Origin of the sequence: Shewanella sp. (assembly GCF_047975355.1) — a bacterium.
GTDB lineage: Bacteria > Pseudomonadota > Gammaproteobacteria > Enterobacterales > Shewanellaceae > Shewanella.
In genome coordinates, this window is the sequence record NZ_JBKEDJ010000061.1 from 38,503 (window position 1) to 53,660 (window position 15,158).

Annotated in this window: 10 protein-coding genes; 4 read left to right on the forward strand and 6 right to left on the reverse strand. The window is 46.2% G+C overall.

The genetic code is table 11. From position 1 onward, the window contains the following. The first annotated feature begins 42 nt into the window (after window positions 1-42). Window positions 43-1,611: a putative basic amino acid antiporter YfcC gene (yfcC, locus tag ACK5NH_RS15920; protein WP_416921644.1), complete on the forward strand. Its 1,569-nt coding sequence runs from the start codon at window positions 43-45 to the stop codon at window positions 1,609-1,611. Window positions 1,612-1,696: 85 nt separating this feature from the next. Here yfcC and ACK5NH_RS15925 read toward each other — a convergent pair whose 3' ends face one another. The 4 genes from ACK5NH_RS15925 to cysK all read right to left on the reverse strand — a co-directional run bounded on the left by ACK5NH_RS15925 (window position 1,697) and on the right by cysK (window position 8,323). Further along, complete coding sequence (locus ACK5NH_RS15925; protein ID WP_416921646.1) at window positions 1,697-4,315, reverse strand: TonB-dependent receptor plug domain-containing protein; 2,619 nt, start codon at window positions 4,313-4,315, stop codon at window positions 1,697-1,699. Window positions 4,316-4,948: 633 nt separating this feature from the next. After that, a complete protein-coding gene (locus ACK5NH_RS15930; RefSeq protein WP_416921648.1) occupies window positions 4,949-5,947 on the reverse strand; it encodes a TDT family transporter in 999 nt (332 codons plus the stop codon). A 121-nt stretch (window positions 5,948-6,068) separates the two neighbouring features. After that, window positions 6,069-7,142 (reverse strand): methyltransferase, encoded by a 1,074-nt coding sequence (locus ACK5NH_RS15935; protein ID WP_416921650.1) that lies wholly within the window; start codon window positions 7,140-7,142, stop codon window positions 6,069-6,071. Between the two features lie 212 nt (window positions 7,143-7,354). Then, the gene (cysK, locus tag ACK5NH_RS15940; protein ID WP_416921652.1) at window positions 7,355-8,323 is read right to left on the reverse strand and encodes a cysteine synthase A; all 969 of its coding nucleotides are present in this window, start codon (window positions 8,321-8,323) and stop codon (window positions 7,355-7,357) included. Window positions 8,324-8,569: 246 nt separating this feature from the next. Between cysK and ACK5NH_RS15945 the strand changes: the two genes are divergently transcribed. The 3 genes from ACK5NH_RS15945 to ACK5NH_RS15955 all read left to right on the forward strand — a co-directional run bounded on the left by ACK5NH_RS15945 (window position 8,570) and on the right by ACK5NH_RS15955 (window position 11,590). Further along, window positions 8,570-9,850 carry an RDD family protein gene (locus ACK5NH_RS15945; RefSeq protein WP_416921654.1) on the forward strand — a complete coding sequence of 427 codons (1,281 nt, stop codon included), beginning with the start codon at window positions 8,570-8,572 and terminating at the stop codon, window positions 9,848-9,850. Beyond that, window positions 9,847-10,968, forward strand: coding sequence for a beta-ketoacyl-ACP synthase III (locus ACK5NH_RS15950; protein WP_416921656.1), 1,122 nt, complete (start codon window positions 9,847-9,849; stop codon window positions 10,966-10,968). The genes ACK5NH_RS15945 and ACK5NH_RS15950 overlap by 4 nt, the downstream gene beginning before the upstream one ends. 172 nt (window positions 10,969-11,140) lie before the next feature. Beyond that, window positions 11,141-11,590: a hypothetical protein gene (locus ACK5NH_RS15955; RefSeq protein WP_416921658.1), complete on the forward strand. Its 450-nt coding sequence runs from the start codon at window positions 11,141-11,143 to the stop codon at window positions 11,588-11,590. Between the two features lie 95 nt (window positions 11,591-11,685). Here the strand turns inward: ACK5NH_RS15955 and ACK5NH_RS15960 are convergent, their stop codons facing one another. Both ACK5NH_RS15960 and cysZ read right to left on the reverse strand, forming a co-directional pair. Next, window positions 11,686-14,085, reverse strand: coding sequence for a DUF5916 domain-containing protein (locus ACK5NH_RS15960; RefSeq protein ID WP_416921660.1), 2,400 nt, complete (start codon window positions 14,083-14,085; stop codon window positions 11,686-11,688). A 128-nt stretch (window positions 14,086-14,213) separates the two neighbouring features. After that, window positions 14,214-14,993 (reverse strand): sulfate transporter CysZ, encoded by a 780-nt coding sequence (cysZ, locus tag ACK5NH_RS15965; protein WP_416921662.1) that lies wholly within the window; start codon window positions 14,991-14,993, stop codon window positions 14,214-14,216. Window positions 14,994-15,158 lie beyond the last annotated feature (165 nt).

The window sequence follows — 15,158 nt, forward strand, 5'->3', positions numbered from 1 at the left end:
TTATAGTGCGGCCTTTTCCGTTTGACATAAAATGGCGCATCTATGACGACTCCACCCTCGACGACTCAGCCAACAGAAGCAGCTCAGACTGCTATGGCACCATCCGCTTCACATACTCCCTCAGCCTTTCAAATGCCCGATACCTTAGTGATCATCTTTTTTGTGGCATTACTTGCGGGATTAATGACTTACTTTATTCCGATTGGGTCGTTTCAAACCCAAGAGGTGCATTATCTGGCCGATGGCGTCGATAAAGCGCGGACGGTAGTCGACCCTAATTCTTTTGCCTATCAATTGGATGATGCGGGCGAGCCTAAGTTGCAGCCCGTGGCACTCTTTAAAGGCGAGGGCGGGGTTGGCTTTTTTAACTTCGCCTTTGAGGGTTTAACCTCGGGTTCTAAATGGGGCAGCGCGATTGGCGTGATCATGTTTATGCTAGTGATTGGCGGCTCCTTCGGGGTGGTGATGGCGACTGGCACCATAGATAACGGTATCTTAAAGTTAATCGATAAAACCCGTGGCAATGAAAATTTATTCATTCCGGTGATATTTACCCTGTTTTCCCTCGGCGGCGCCGTGTTTGGCATGGGAGAAGAGGCCATTGCCTTCGCGATTATCTTCTGCCCACTCATGATCCGTTTAGGGTATGACGGCATCACCACAGTGATGGTGACCTATGTGGCGACCCAAATTGGTTTTGCCAGTTCTTGGATGAATCCCTTCAGTGTGGCAATTGCCCAAGGCATTGCGGGGATTCCGGTTCTTTCTGGCAGTGAGTTTCGCTTCCCTATGTGGCTCGGATTCACATTGCTTGGCATCGTTTTTACCATGCGTTACGCCCATCGCATTCAGCAGCAACCAAGTCTCTCCCATAGCTATCAGTCCGATGCTTATTTCCGTGAGCACCATGCTAATACAAAGCTCGAGAGCCGCTTTAATCTTGGGGATGTGTTGGTGCTGTTGTTGTTAGTGTTAACTATGGTGTGGGTGATTTGGGGCGTTGTGGCAAAGGCGTGGTTTATCCCCGAGATCGCCAGTCAGTTTTTTACCATGGGTATGGTGGCCGGCGTTATTGGCTGCGTGTTTAAGCTCAATGGCTTAACGCTTAACAAGGTCGCGCAGAGTTTTAAGGATGGCGCTAAAACCATGCTAGAGCCAGCACTTTTAGTGGGATGCGCCTCGGGGATATTACTGCTCCTTGGTGGCGGCGCTCCGACTGAACCGAGTGTGCTTAATTCGATACTGAACAGCGCAGGCGGGGTGATTGGCCATCTGCCGGATGCACTCTCGGCGTGGTTTATGTTGTTGTTTCAATCCGTATTCAACTTTTTTGTGACCTCAGGATCAGGGCAGGCCGCATTGACTATGCCACTGATGGCACCTCTCTCTGACATTGTTGGTGTGACGCGCCAAGTGGCGGTATTGGCCTTTCAGCTCGGCGATGGTCTCACCAATATCATAGTACCCACCTCAGCGTCTTTGATGGCGACCCTTGGCGTATGCCGCGTCGATTGGGGCAACTGGTTGAAATTTGTCTGGCGTTTTATGTTGCTGCTGATGTTGGTCTCAAGTGTGCTGGTGATTGGCGCGCACTATCTAGGATTTAACTAGGCGCAGAGTTTAACTAAGTGAATGGTTAAACAGGATATAAAAAAACGGCATCCGAGGATGCCGTTTTTATTGATGCTAATTTAGATTAGAACTTTTGAGTATAAGTCATTGTGTATGTACGACCGTATAGGCTGTACAGAGATGAATCATATTCTAAGTCAGAGTTTAGCACTGGGTCTTCGTTAGTTAAGTTACGGATACCCAAGCCAATCTTACCATTCCAAGGTGTGTTATAAGCGTAGCTTACATCAAACGTTGTTTGGGACGTTAAGTGACCGATTTGTTGATATGTCTTAGGATCGGTACGCTCTGCTTGACTGTCGATATATTGAGAAATAATCGATGCTGAATGCTCATCATAAGTCCAGTCAATTGCCCAAGTAAAACGAATCTGTGGCATGCCATTGCGACCAATCTTATCGTTTACTGGACCGTCAAAGTACTCTTCTTCGTCATAGTTCAATACGTAAGTTAAGTCGTAGCTGGTGCCAAACTCACCGATTGTTGTTTCAAAACCAGAGTAAGTGATGTTGAAATCAATACCTGAGGTTTCAAAACCATTACCGTTTGCTTTTGGTGTAGTAGCGGCCAGTAATTTACCATCTGCAGAGTTACCTGCACGGACAATTTCACCACGGCTTAAGTTGCCATAACCTACTTTTTGTTCTTCTTTTAACAGCGAGTCTAAAGACACAAAGGTGATTACGTCATCAATCTTCAGATTGTAGTACTCAACTTTAGTGCTCAGATTATCTGTGATATCCCACACTAAGCCTAAGTTGTAGAAGTCTGATGTTTCAGGATCAAGCTCTTTGTTTGCTTTACGTGTCACGTCATACTGTTTTGCTTTACATTCTGCAACAGGCGTACCTTGTACATCACAGTAGTGATAGTCAGTTGCGGTATCAGCACTGAATGCATCAGCAGCGAGCAAGTCAGATAATGACGGTGCACGGAAACCTTGTCCCCAAGATGCGCGGAAAACAACATCATCAATAACTTGGTATCTTAATGCAACTTTAGGTGTGGTCGCTGAACCAAAGTCAGAGTATTTGTCATAGCGGTAAGCTAAGTTTAACTCTAAGTCTTCAGTGACAGGGATGATAGATTCCGCAAAAACAGCGTAAACATCACGGTCGCCTGATGAACCATTACCAGATGAACCAATGACATCACCGGCAGCAGTTTGTGCGTCTACGTTAGCTTCGTATTTGTATTGCAGTGCTTCAGCACCCACATACCAACCAATGTTACCCGCAGGTAGTTCAATGGCCTCAAAGTTAACACCAGCATTCAGACTTTGGAATTCCATGATGTCTTGCTTGAGTGTTTGATGCGCCATATCGGCAATAACTGAGGCTGAGTTACCTTCAGGACCAAAATTGAAGATACCGTCTTTTACATACTTTTCTACGGTCGGTCTGTGCACATAACCAGTACCGTAGTTGCTGTTTTCAGCGAGGTTATAATGGTAAGTCACATCCCAGCCAAAGCTATCGTGGCTACCTACTAATCCTAATTGGATATCAGTGCTGTAATCGATGGTGTTGGCATCACGGGTACCGACATCGGTAAAGCGATAGTAAACACGGCCCGCATTTTGGTTTTTGCTTACACCAGTCATGTTGCCAGCGGCATCATAGTTTTGAACGTCTACTTGACCTGGAGCAACATTGAACCAACCTGCTGCCGGTGCATATCGACCGAAGGTTTCGTTACGAGCGAAAAGGCCTTGTCCTTTGAAGGTAATTTCATCAGACAGTTCATATTCACCATTCACATAACCTGCAGTGTATGAACGTGCAGCATGGTCAGCAGCTTCTGAGGTATAGTCATAACCACAAACATAGTCACCACTACCAGCATCATAAATGTGGCCGCCGCCAACCATTTTCGGGTTATTACAAGCGGTCAGTGGTTGGAAACCACCAGTCGTCATATCCAAAAAGTTACGGGCATAGATAGACACACCAGTAGTATCATCAAACTTCGGTGCTAACACATTGGTTGAACTAGAGAACCAACGATCACGTTGATAAATGATTTCACGATTTAAGTGTTCGAATGAGAAGGTCACGTTGCCTTTCTCACCGACAGTACCACCCACAATGTGGGCTTTCCATTCTTCACCACCGTCCTGTGTTGGTTGTGTTGCTGTCGCTGAAACTTCTAGGCCTTCATAGCCCTGTTTCAAAATAATGTTTACTACGCCTGCTACCGCATCTGAACCATAAACCGCTGAGGCACCATCCGTTAACACTTCAACACGCTCAATCGCTGCAGTAGGGATAGTGTTTAAGTTGACTGCAGTACCACCTAAAGTAGGTGAACCTGGCATACGTTTGCCATTTAATAATACTAATGTACGGTCTGAACCGGCACCACGTAAGTTAATCGTGGCTTGAGACTGGGCGCTACTACCAGAACGTTCAGAAAAAGAACCAAATGAGTTTAAGTTACTTCTTCTTAGAACATCAGTAATACTTAATTCACCGGTCTTTTCAATTTGTGAAGCATCGATTGTGGTTACTGGTGAAGAACCTTCCAAATCGGTGCGCTTAATACGTGAGCCTGTTACTTCAATTCGTTCAACCTTGGCACCATCTTCAGCTGCAATAGCTACAGAAGTTGATAATGCTGCAGTGGTAGCACCACCTATTAATGCAAAGCGAATTGCTTTAGCTAATACTGAATTAGCGCGCATCTTATTCTCCCTAACTCTTATTTGTTATTTCGTTTTTGTTTTTATTAAAAGGATACTTTTGTGACAAAAGTGTATTCCATTTAATTAGGCTCAGGATATAACCATAAGAATATAACAAGTGCAACAGTGAGGTTTTTTAATAAAATGTTAATGCATGTTATTAAAGAAGCATAAATATGCGGTTAGTCTCATTTTTTACGTCTCTATATGTGTTTTCTATTGGTTTTATGTTTGTTTTTGGTTAAATGTGTTATGGTTATGACTCCATTTTGATCTTTATTGATTTATTTTGTTTGCATTATTTGTTTTGGGGTGGTTCTAAATTTATTTATAAATAAATATATTAATTTATAGTCCTTTGTACTGTTTAATTTTTTGTGTTTTTTATTTAAGTTTTATTTAATGGTTGGCGTATTGTTTATTTTGTCACTGAGCATATTTTTAATTAAAAAGGTAATTATTTATTTTTTGATTGAATTTTAATCAGGTTTTTTGTGTTTTTTTGATTTTATGAAATGCTAAATAAATAGCAGGAGTGAATATAAATTCACTCCTGCTCTACTGTATGCTGTGTTATTTACCATTTTTATGAGTATTGATTGGATAGCTTAATTATACAGTTTTTCATACTGATTATTTTAACTCAATTCTGTGGCTGGTAAAAATATAATCAATTGGGTTGAATAAGTAATGAGTTAAATACCGGACCGTGACATAACTAACGACTAAGGAGGCGATGCCGAGCTCAAAGTCGGCGAGTAATCTTACCCAGTGAGTGAGGTCGCTCATTTGGCTAAATTGCGCGAGCCAGTGGGCGGTTTTAAACAGTGCCGTCGCGCCGATCACCATGCGAAAAGTAAACGCGGCATAGCCTGGGCTAAAGGGCAATTTGAGTAGATGGAAAAAGGCGAAGTAAATCACCGCTGTCATCAAGACGGCAATACTCGCTAAGACGGCGACCACGGCAATAGATGGTTGCTCGCACACAGTTAAGTAGCCCGCTAAGGATAAACTGGCTGGTGCGGCGAGGATGGCAATGGTGGGTTTAGCCGCATCGGGCACTGCTTGGCAAAAAATTAAGCGATAGAGCATCAATGGCTGCATGACTAAATATGCGAGCATGCCGAAGGTTAAAATCAGGTTCACTAACCAAGGTGAGCCATTGCTAGGGAAGGATACCGCTGCCACTATGATGCCAATAGGGGGCACAAACCAACTAGACACCATATGTTCAAGTTTGAAGTCGATAGCCCGGTAGTAAATAAAGGCGCCTAAAAAGATAACATGGATAACAATGGCGGCTAACCAAAGGATTAAGCCAGCATGGGGAAAATAATGGCCGAGTAGGTTTGATACCACCATTAACGCCATGGCGAATGTTGGGATCACGCTGCCGACAACGGGGTGGCTGAGTTCGCTTTTCAGCACTGAGGGATGAAGTAAAAATTTTGCTGTAAGCATTACGAGTAAGACAGAGGCAATGACAGCCCCTGTGAGTTGCCCCCAGCCATTGAGTGAGGGCATCATGCTTTCCCAAGTCCACCCTAAGCTCGCAATCGCGAGTGCGAGTCCGCCCATAGGGCTAGGTAATTTAGCTGCCTGTGCCGTCCAACGTTTACGCTTTGAAGTCATATTATTTACCTCTCAACACTGACATTAATTCGATGTGTCTGTCTGTTAATGTCAGTGTATGGTCGAGGGTTTAATAAATAAAATTGATTAATTTTATTCAGAGATTCAGTTTTTATAACGGCTAAGGTTTGCGCTTACAACGCAGCAAAGTATGCCCCAGCCCGAGGTTGTCAGTGTCTTCATCGACGTATAAACCCGCTTGATGTAGCAATTTAATCAAGTCCTTAGAGTGGTACATACGGCTATTACCATTGGCCATCGCAGTAAAGTACAAGCTAGTCGCATTGACGCAATAGGCCGAGGCGGCAGAGGGTTGCCTGTCCCAGAAGGTTTCGACAATGAACAACTGGCTGTTTGGCGTCATCGCCTGAGCGGTGCGTTGCAAAATGCTGAGGATTTGCTCCAAAGAGAAGCAATCGAGGAACTGGCTCATCCAATAGGTATCGGCGCTTTCGACAAAGGGGCGTGATTCATCGAGCAAATCGGTGGCAAAGGTGTGGATCCGCTCGGCAAAGCCATGCTTGGCGGCATTGTCTTTGGCAACGGCTAATTGGCCAGGGAAGTCCATTAGGGTGACTTCAACCTCTGGATTAAACTCGCAGCAGCTTAGCGCCCATTTTCCCGTATTTCCGCCAATATCGACTAAGTGTTTGGGAGAATGGGCAAACACTAAGGGTAAAATCTGCGGAAAGGCGTGGTCAGAATAATAGTGATCGAAGGCAAACCAGCTGGCCTTTGCCTGAGCAGGTAAATCCTTAAGGGCGGGGTAAATCGTTTGCCAATCACCAAATACCGCTAAACCAGAGGGTTTACCCGCGACTAGCGCCTTATCGAGTTGAAACAGTCCCTGATAACACACGTCCTGCACAAAGTTGAGGTTAATGGCCGCCATATCATCGTGCAGTAAAAAATAGCCTGTTTTATCGAGCACATAGGCATCACCATTGAGCCATACCAGCCCCATACTCAATCCCATATCGAGTAACACGCCAAGGGCATACTCGTTTAACACACTGGTTTGCGCGAGTTGGGCAATGCTTACCCCTTGTACGCCTGCTTGGTCAATGGTGGCTAATACTTCAAATTTCAGCAGGCAATGGGCAACCTGAAAACTGATGGGGCCAAAGGCGATTTTTTGCGCCTCAAATTTGGCATCAAAGGCACTTAAGGCTTTCGGGGTGTGATAGAAGGACATAAATTGGCTGAGTTTACAAAGAAATACAACCTTTATAGCGAAGTTAACGGCAAAAGTCAGAGCGGTGATGGAAAACTATGAACTAGCTCCAACTTAGTGGATAAATGCGGATCTGAGGGGGGGTAAGCGGTGTTCATCGTGATTACCGATAAATTTCGGCCATAAAAATACCCAGACAATGCTGGGTATTTTTAGCTAGTAGGCTTACCAGATTACTGGATGTTCTCTTCGTCGCCAAATTGGCCTTGGAACAGAACAGAAGATAAGTAACGCTCGGCAGCCGAAGGCAGGATAACCACGATGTTTTTATCCGCAAACTCTGGCAGGGCCGCGATGCGGTTCGCCGCAACCACAGCAGCACCAGAAGAAATACCCACTAAAATGCCTTCTTCTTGCATTAAGCGGCGTGCCATGTCGATGGCTTCATCATTTGTCACAGTTTCAACGCGGTCGATTAACTCAAGATCTAAGTTTCCAGGGATAAAACCTGCGCCAATACCCTGAATTTTATGTGGACCAGGTTGTACTGGTAATCCCGCTAAGGTTTGAGTAATAACTGGTGAATCAGCAGGTTCTACCGCAACAGAAGTAATGGCTTTGCCAGCAACTTTTTTCAGGTAACGGCTCACGCCAGTGATAGTACCGCCGGTACCTACACCCGCAACAAACACATCCACAGCACCATCGGTATCGTTCCAAATCTCTGGACCTGTGGTTTTTTCGTGGATTTCAGGGTTTGCAGGGTTATTAAACTGCTGCAGCATAATGTATTTTTCAGGTGCTGATTGACGGATTTCTTCCGCTTTGTCTATAGCACCTTTCATGCCTTTTGCGCCTTCGGTCAGCACTAGGTTTGCACCTAAGGCTTTAAGCAACTTACGACGCTCTAAGCTCATGGTATTTGGCATAGTTAACGTCAGTTTGTAACCACGGGCCGCCGCCACATAGGCTAAGGCAATCCCTGTATTACCTGAGGTTGGCTCAATCAGTTCGTGATCTTTTGTGAGCAGGCCATTTTTCTCGGCATCCCAAATCATATTGGCACCGATACGGCATTTGACACTGAAACTTGGATTACGTGCTTCGACTTTTGCCAGCACTTTACCTTGGCTTACGCGGTTTAAACGCACTAACGGGGTATTGCCAATAGTATATGAATTGTCTTCGAAAATTTTGCTCATGGATTGCTTGCTCCTATGTTTGCACTATTGAATCATAATCGCCTGTGGCGCATTTAGAAGTGATTGTTTGTTCTTCTTTATTCGATTTAGTTATTAAAGATAATGCTGTTATTCGCAAAGCCCAATTGGCTGTGGGTTTAACTGTGTTAACCTCTTGCTAACATCAATAAAAAATAACGTATAAATAAGAATAACCACTTGATGTTTCACTTATAAAACGTCTATCGGAATTGGATTGCCACCACTATGAAGCAACAACAAACGGACTTGGGCAAAGATCCTAGAACTATGGTCACCCCTAAGGCATTCACTATTGCCGAATCGGTACTTTATACCCCGTTAGCCACACCATTGAAGCGGGCGCTGGCGATGTTAATCGATGGTTTATTTATCACTATTTTAGCCGAACAAATGGATTGGCTGTTTGTTCTGCTGGTGGTGGGGATTATTTATATCGAGAAACGCAGTATTCAGTTTGGTCGATTACTCAAATGGGGACTCTATGCCGCCATGCTAGGTCTAATGCTCTTTAGCTCTGCGGGGAATTTATGGGATTTCCATCAATCGAGTAAAACTTCCCGCGAAAAAAACTCTGCGCCCCAGGATATCAATCATGTTGTTAAGGCGATTCCAAGCCTTGTCTCCCTCGGACTCTGTGACAACGCAGATTGTGCCCGAGAACAGATCCGTACCCTACAGCAGACGCTCGAAAATGTGCCCATTGAAGGAATGTCCGCACTTGAGCGACGCGATATGGTTCTAGATACTTTGGAGAGTACGGATTTATCCCAGGCCGATAAAGCGCAGTTACGCAGTGAAATCGTGGCGGGCAGCCTCTGGCCCGAGGTGAAAGTGTTTGAAGTCACCCTAGACTCAACCAAGGGGTCAGCTAAGGGCTCAGCCAAGAATTCAAGTACGGCATCACAGACGCCTATACCAAGCAATTCGCCTGATGGCAAGCTTGAGGATGTTCCAGCTCCCTCGACCGAACCACAAACCGATAATCCAGCGACGACAATGAATAACCTTGCGTCAGCTAATCCTGTGCATGAAACCGAAGGCAGCAACGCCGATGAGGAAGAGAGTGACACTCGCAGTGTGCTGGCGTGGATCAAAGGCTTTATGAGCGATATGGGCTTAGGCTTTGGCTGGGCCGCATTTTACTTCACTGTGTTTACCGCCAAATTTGATGGTCAGACCTTAGGGAAGAAACTCTTAGGCATCCGCGTTATCCAACTCGATGGCGCTAAAATCAACCTTTGGGGGGCATTTGGCCGTTATGGTGGTTATGCGGCGGGCTTCACGACGGGCTTACTGGGCTTTATGCAGATATTTTGGGATGCCAATCGGCAGGGGATCCAAGATAAAATATCTTCCACAGTCGTGATAGACTTAGCGCAAATGCATAAAAAGCAACAATTAGAGCAGCAACAGGCGCAGGCTGAACACGCATTGGCCGCCGTGCCAACACAGAATAATGCGACGTCTGCTCACCTTACAACAAGCACCCGTTCGGAGCACCTATGAAACAGGTCGTTATTTCTGGCAGCGGTTTATTTACGCCGCCACACAGTATTTCTAATGAAGCTTTGGTGGAGAGCTTCAACGCTTATGTAGATATGTTTAACCTTGAAAATGCAGGATTAATTGAGCAGGGCCATGTTGCGCCGCTGTCTTATTCCTCCAGTGAGTTTATCGAGAAGGCCTCGGGTATCAAGCACAGATATGTGATGGTCAAAGACGGTATTCTTGATCCTGAAATCATGATGCCGCTTATTCCTGAGCGCAGCAGTGACGAGTTATCTATGCAGGCCGAAATTGGGGTTGAGGCGGCATTGATGGCACTTAAGCAAGCGGACGTGAAGGCCGAGCAAATCGATTTAGTGATCGTTGCCTGTGCTTATACTCAGCGCGCTTATCCTGCGATGGCGATTGAAATCCAACGTGCACTCGGTACCCGTGGTTATGGCTACGATATGCAGGTTGCCTGTTCTTCGGCTACCTTTGCCATTGTCGCCGCAACCAATGCGATAGCGACTGGCTCGGCTTCACGCGTGTTAGTGATTAACCCCGAAATTTGTTCGGCGCAGGTGAATTACCGTGACCGTGACAGTCACTTTATCTTCGGCGATGTGGCGACCGCTATGGTGCTCGAAGAGCAAAGCCTAGTGGCCGCCAATAAGGGCTTTAATATTGTTTCAAGTCGTTGTTTTACTGACTACTCGAACAATATTCGCAGTAATTTCGGTTTTTTGAATCGCTGCGATCCAAGCTCGGCGCATCAAGCGGATAAGTTATTCCACCAACAGGGACGCAAAGTCTTTAAAGAACTGTTGCCTATGATTTATCAGCATTTAGACGAACATTTGGCCGAGCAATCCTTGACGCCACAGTCTTTTAAACGCTTATGGTTGCATCAAGCCAACATCAATATGAACCAATTTGTGGTGAAAAAACTGCTAGGGGATGAAGTGTCGTCCGAGCAAGCGCCCGTGGTGCTCGATGAGTATGCCAATACTGCATCCGCTGGCTCTGTGATTGCCTTCCATAAATATTCCGCAGACTTTAATGCGGGCGATTTAGGGCTGTTAAGCTCCTTTGGTGCGGGTTACTCCATCGGTAGCGTGATCCTGCAGAAACGCTAAATCGACTAAAGCCCCATTATCAGTAATGGGGCTTTAGCTTTTAAATCAGCATATTGATAAAACGGCTTGATGCGGTACCTTAGCCGAAAATGCCTTTACTCAGGCAAGGCAGTTAGCTGCCTAAAAACGCTTTTTCTTTAAAGCCTCAGTTGCGATACGAGAACTTGTCACCATGACGCTTCTTTACCCTGATTCGGATATTCCGTTTCATCCCAACCCTGGCTGGTTTCTTGGCGCCTTTAATTGTTATGACCGTGAGGAAACGCTCGGGGAAATACTCAATCGCTACAATCCTTTAGCCCCCGCGCAGCTGCAAGCGCTGTACGATGCTTATGTGTTTAATGAGTTTGGTGAACAGTTGGGATTTACCTCTGTCCACAGGGCTGCAATGGCGACAAATCTAATCGCTGCGCTGAGTGAGACAAAGCATGATTTCGCCGTCTATTTAGCGATTGATGAAAGTGAGGAGGAATGGTGTTTCCCTTCAGTATGGACATTCTCGCGGCCACGCTATCCCTTTGAGCAGGCATATCTTGCGCTGCTGCGGCATTGGGGGGTAGAGCTTGCCGCAATAGGGGTTGCGCTTCCTAGTCCACGCCAATTGGGTATTGGAGAGTCTTAAGCTGTACTCTGATTTAAGCCCGCAATGGATATTGCGGGCTTAAAGGTAAAAGATTTGCTGCGAGCTTAAGAGCGTTTTAGCCTAAAATCTAGGGCCTAAAGCAACCAGGCGTAGCTTAGCTTCATAAAATAGGTCTTCTCATCTCGCGTCAGCCGGGTGAGTTCATCATCCGAGGTCAGACTGTCGGAATAGCCCAAATAGAACACACTCTGGGGATTGAGTTTGTAGCCGTAGAGGATTTCATTGCCTAAGTGTGCCTCTTCGCTGTCGGGCGTCGAATACAGATACTGCGTAAGATTACGTTCGATTTGAGTGTAAATGCTAGATAGACGAATAAAGCTGTGCAGACTCAGTTGCCAGTGCAAGCGCACATCCGAGAGGTTTGCGGTAAAGAGTTTATCCTGCTCGACTTCCATATGCTGATATTGATGGGAAACATCCACCGACAGGCCGTTGGTAATTTTCCATTTGAACATTGGATTGATTAAGGTTTTTGTGCCTAATCTGTCGTTGAGGAAGTCAATCTCATCGCCGTAATGGATCTCAAGCTCCAAGCTTAGGGCTGAGGTGGGCGTAATTGCGCCATAGAGCCAGCCTTGGGTTTCCTGGTATTGATTGCTGTTGCCTAACACCGCCAGTTGCGCACTGTCATGGCGTGGGCCAACACGTTCACGGGTTTCTATCCCAAAGGACAATTCGCTCTGCAGCGCGCCATACATTTCCCAAAAGATCTCAAATTCTTGCTCGAGCTGCTCCCCGGCTTGATTGTGGGTGATATCCCAGTCGCCACCGAATTTTATCTTGTTAAACACCGCATCCGGATACCAAATTAAGCCACCACCGGCCATAAAGGTGCGATAGTCAATTTTCTCCACAAAGCCTAAATCGGCGCGAAAATCGGGAGAGACGTCATGGTACTCGCCGTAGGCGAACCAATCGCGGGCGTTGTGTTCATAGGTCAGTTGATACAGGGCGCCACTGAAATCCTGATCAGATTGGCTACGTAATACTTGCTCATTTACTTCACATTGGCCGAGTTCACAGTCTAACGGCGTTTGACCGCAGAGTAGCCCTTCTGTCAGTTCTCCCTCCACATTGCCACAAAATTGTTGGTATAGGGCTGTGGGGTAACGTGTCTGGGAATGGGCGACCTGAGCGGTAAAGATATCCTGGGCTGTCGGTTGGTATTTCGCATCTAAGCTCATGACATAATTGTGATAATCATTTTGCTCGGCAACGTCGGTAAGTTGATTGTCGGCGCTGCTCTTTGCCGTGATAAGGCCGCCAAAGGAGAAGGTTTTATCCATATCGAAGCGGTAACGCGCCGCCAGATTAAGGCTTTCCTCCGCTAAGGAGGTGACCTCAGAACTTAAGTTCCCCGGCATTAAAAAGGTGGTTTGGCTATCATTGGCGGCCAGCAACGCCAAAGTGTGTTGTTCGGTTTGGCTAGTGAGTTTTAGCCCATAATCCGGTGAGACAATATTACGGGTGTGCAGCAGATTCACTTGGGTATCGAAGTAATCTTTATTGTCGAGGAAGAAGGGGCGTTTCTCCTCAAAAAACAGTGCGAAAGTGCTGTTGATATCGAGCTGGCCTTCATCAGACTCCACTTGCGAGAAATCGGGGTTAATGGTTGCGTTTAACAGCGTGCGCGAGGTGATGCCCCAACGTAAATCGAGCCCAGGTTCATAGTTACTCTCGGCTTGCCAGCCATTTTCGCTTTTTTGCTCATTGCGATTGGCGACAAAGGAGGGAGTCATTTGCAGATCTTGTCCTTGCTTGGCGGAGGCTAAGCCCGTGGCCACGCCGAGCTGACAGAGCTGGCAACTGATATTGCGATCGATTTTATGGGTAGATATGCGATGATTTTCATTGCGCGGATAGTAGCGGATCAACTCAAATCCCCACGCTTGAATAGGCTTTTTATCGTCGAAGTTAAATAGCCGTAATGGCAGCTCGACTTCCACTTGATAACCCTCGGCGGTGATTTTTCCGGCGGTTTTCCAAATGCCATCCCAAGCTTCACTCTCTTCGCCAGTGAGCTCGTTCTCCATCGAGTCTAATTGCACGCCCAGTGGATTCACAAAAAACTGATAGGCCAAACGCGCATTATTAAAGGTATCGAGTTTGATCCCCACCAGATCGTCGCCCCAGAGATTATCCCTGTCCTTGAGTGTGGCGCGGATTTGTTGCGGCTGACTGTCTTTGGCGGTAAAGGCCACAAATAGGCTGGTTTGGGTCGCGTAAATTCTGGCTTGGGTATAAACAGGGGCGGCGGTGTTTTCACCGGGCTGCGTCTCATAACGTAGTTCGGTCAGCGCCGCGTGCTGCCAAACCTCCTCATCAAACTCGCCATCAATATTGGCGGCATTTTCTAAGGTGGGAATCGTTAATTGAAATTGGCTGGCAGAGCCCGCCAGGCTTGGCGAACTGATAAATACCGCGCTCGATAACACTAAGGGGAGAAACGTCTTCAACAACTGGGCCCAAATCATTCTAAAATGGCGCGCAGTGTGCCAGATATTGTGCGTTAACAAGAGTGGGCAATTGTTACAAGAATTGTATTAAAAATAGCTGAAAACTAAGGAAGCACTGGATGGCGGGCATCCAGTGCTTTGGGGCATTATTCGGGAGAAACCACAGGATTACGGTAGGCTTCGCGGTACTTATCGACCCACATGGCGGTAGCACCACAAATCGCAACTGGCATCACGATAAAGTTCACCACAGGGATCATTGAAAACAGGGTGACAGTTGCACCAAAGCTAAAGCTGGTGCCGCGGGTTTGATTAAGGGCAAAGCGCATATCCTTGAAGCTAACCTTATGGTTATCGAAGGGATAATCGCAGTATTGAATCGCCATCATCCAAGCGCTGAATAAAAACCACAGGATCGGGGCTAAAGTTTGCCCAACCATTGGCACTAGAAACAGCAATAAAAACACCAGTGCGCGGGGCAAATAATATTTGAGTTTGATCCATTCACGGCCAAGAATGCGCGGTAAGTCTTTGACTACGTCAATGCCTGAGCCCGTATTCATCGGTTTACCGGTTAACAACTGCTCGACCTTCTCGGCCAGCAAGCCATTAAAGGGCGCAGCCAGCCAGTTCATCACCGAACTAAAGACAAACGCCAGCATCACCAGCATAGTGGTTACCGCTAACGGCCAGAGCAAAAAGTTAAGCCAACTTAAGTATTCGGGTAGCTGGGCATTCATCCAAGTGAAGAGCACATCGAGCTGCCCAATCGCCACATAGATGACACCAGCAAACAGTACCAAGTTGATCATTAAGGGAATAAATACAAAGGTGCGCAGGCCTTTACGTTTAATTAAACCAAAGCCATCGAGAAAATAATTCACACCACTTTTACCCTGCGAAGGGGAGGAGGATTTCTGTGTCATATCGTCATTCCAAAAAAGTTGAGATACAGCCTGAGATACAGATAAGTGCGATTGTGATCAACTCATCGCGAGATGACAAGCTAAAAGCCACATGAATTCAATAAAAAGCGTTACAAAATACTGCCTGCTTTGCTAAAGTTGGCCTCAGAATTCTGTATACAATTA

Excerpts from the sequence above, each read along its gene's own strand:
- yfcC (WP_416921644.1), top strand. The coding sequence starts at position 43 with ATGACGACTCCACCCTCGACGACTCAGCCAACAGAAGCAGCTCAGACT.
- ACK5NH_RS15925 (WP_416921646.1), bottom strand. The coding sequence starts at position 4,315 with ATGCGCGCTAATTCAGTATTAGCTAAAGCAATTCGCTTTGCATTAATA.
- ACK5NH_RS15930 (WP_416921648.1), bottom strand. The coding sequence starts at position 5,947 with ATGACTTCAAAGCGTAAACGTTGGACGGCACAGGCAGCTAAATTACCT.
- ACK5NH_RS15935 (WP_416921650.1), bottom strand. The coding sequence starts at position 7,142 with ATGTCCTTCTATCACACCCCGAAAGCCTTAAGTGCCTTTGATGCCAAA.
- cysK (WP_416921652.1), bottom strand. The coding sequence starts at position 8,323 with ATGAGCAAAATTTTCGAAGACAATTCATATACTATTGGCAATACCCCG.
- ACK5NH_RS15945 (WP_416921654.1), top strand. The coding sequence starts at position 8,570 with ATGAAGCAACAACAAACGGACTTGGGCAAAGATCCTAGAACTATGGTC.
- ACK5NH_RS15950 (WP_416921656.1), top strand. The coding sequence starts at position 9,847 with ATGAAACAGGTCGTTATTTCTGGCAGCGGTTTATTTACGCCGCCACAC.
- ACK5NH_RS15955 (WP_416921658.1), top strand. The coding sequence starts at position 11,141 with ATGACGCTTCTTTACCCTGATTCGGATATTCCGTTTCATCCCAACCCT.
- ACK5NH_RS15960 (WP_416921660.1), bottom strand. The coding sequence starts at position 14,085 with ATGATTTGGGCCCAGTTGTTGAAGACGTTTCTCCCCTTAGTGTTATCG.
- cysZ (WP_416921662.1), bottom strand. The coding sequence starts at position 14,993 with ATGACACAGAAATCCTCCTCCCCTTCGCAGGGTAAAAGTGGTGTGAAT.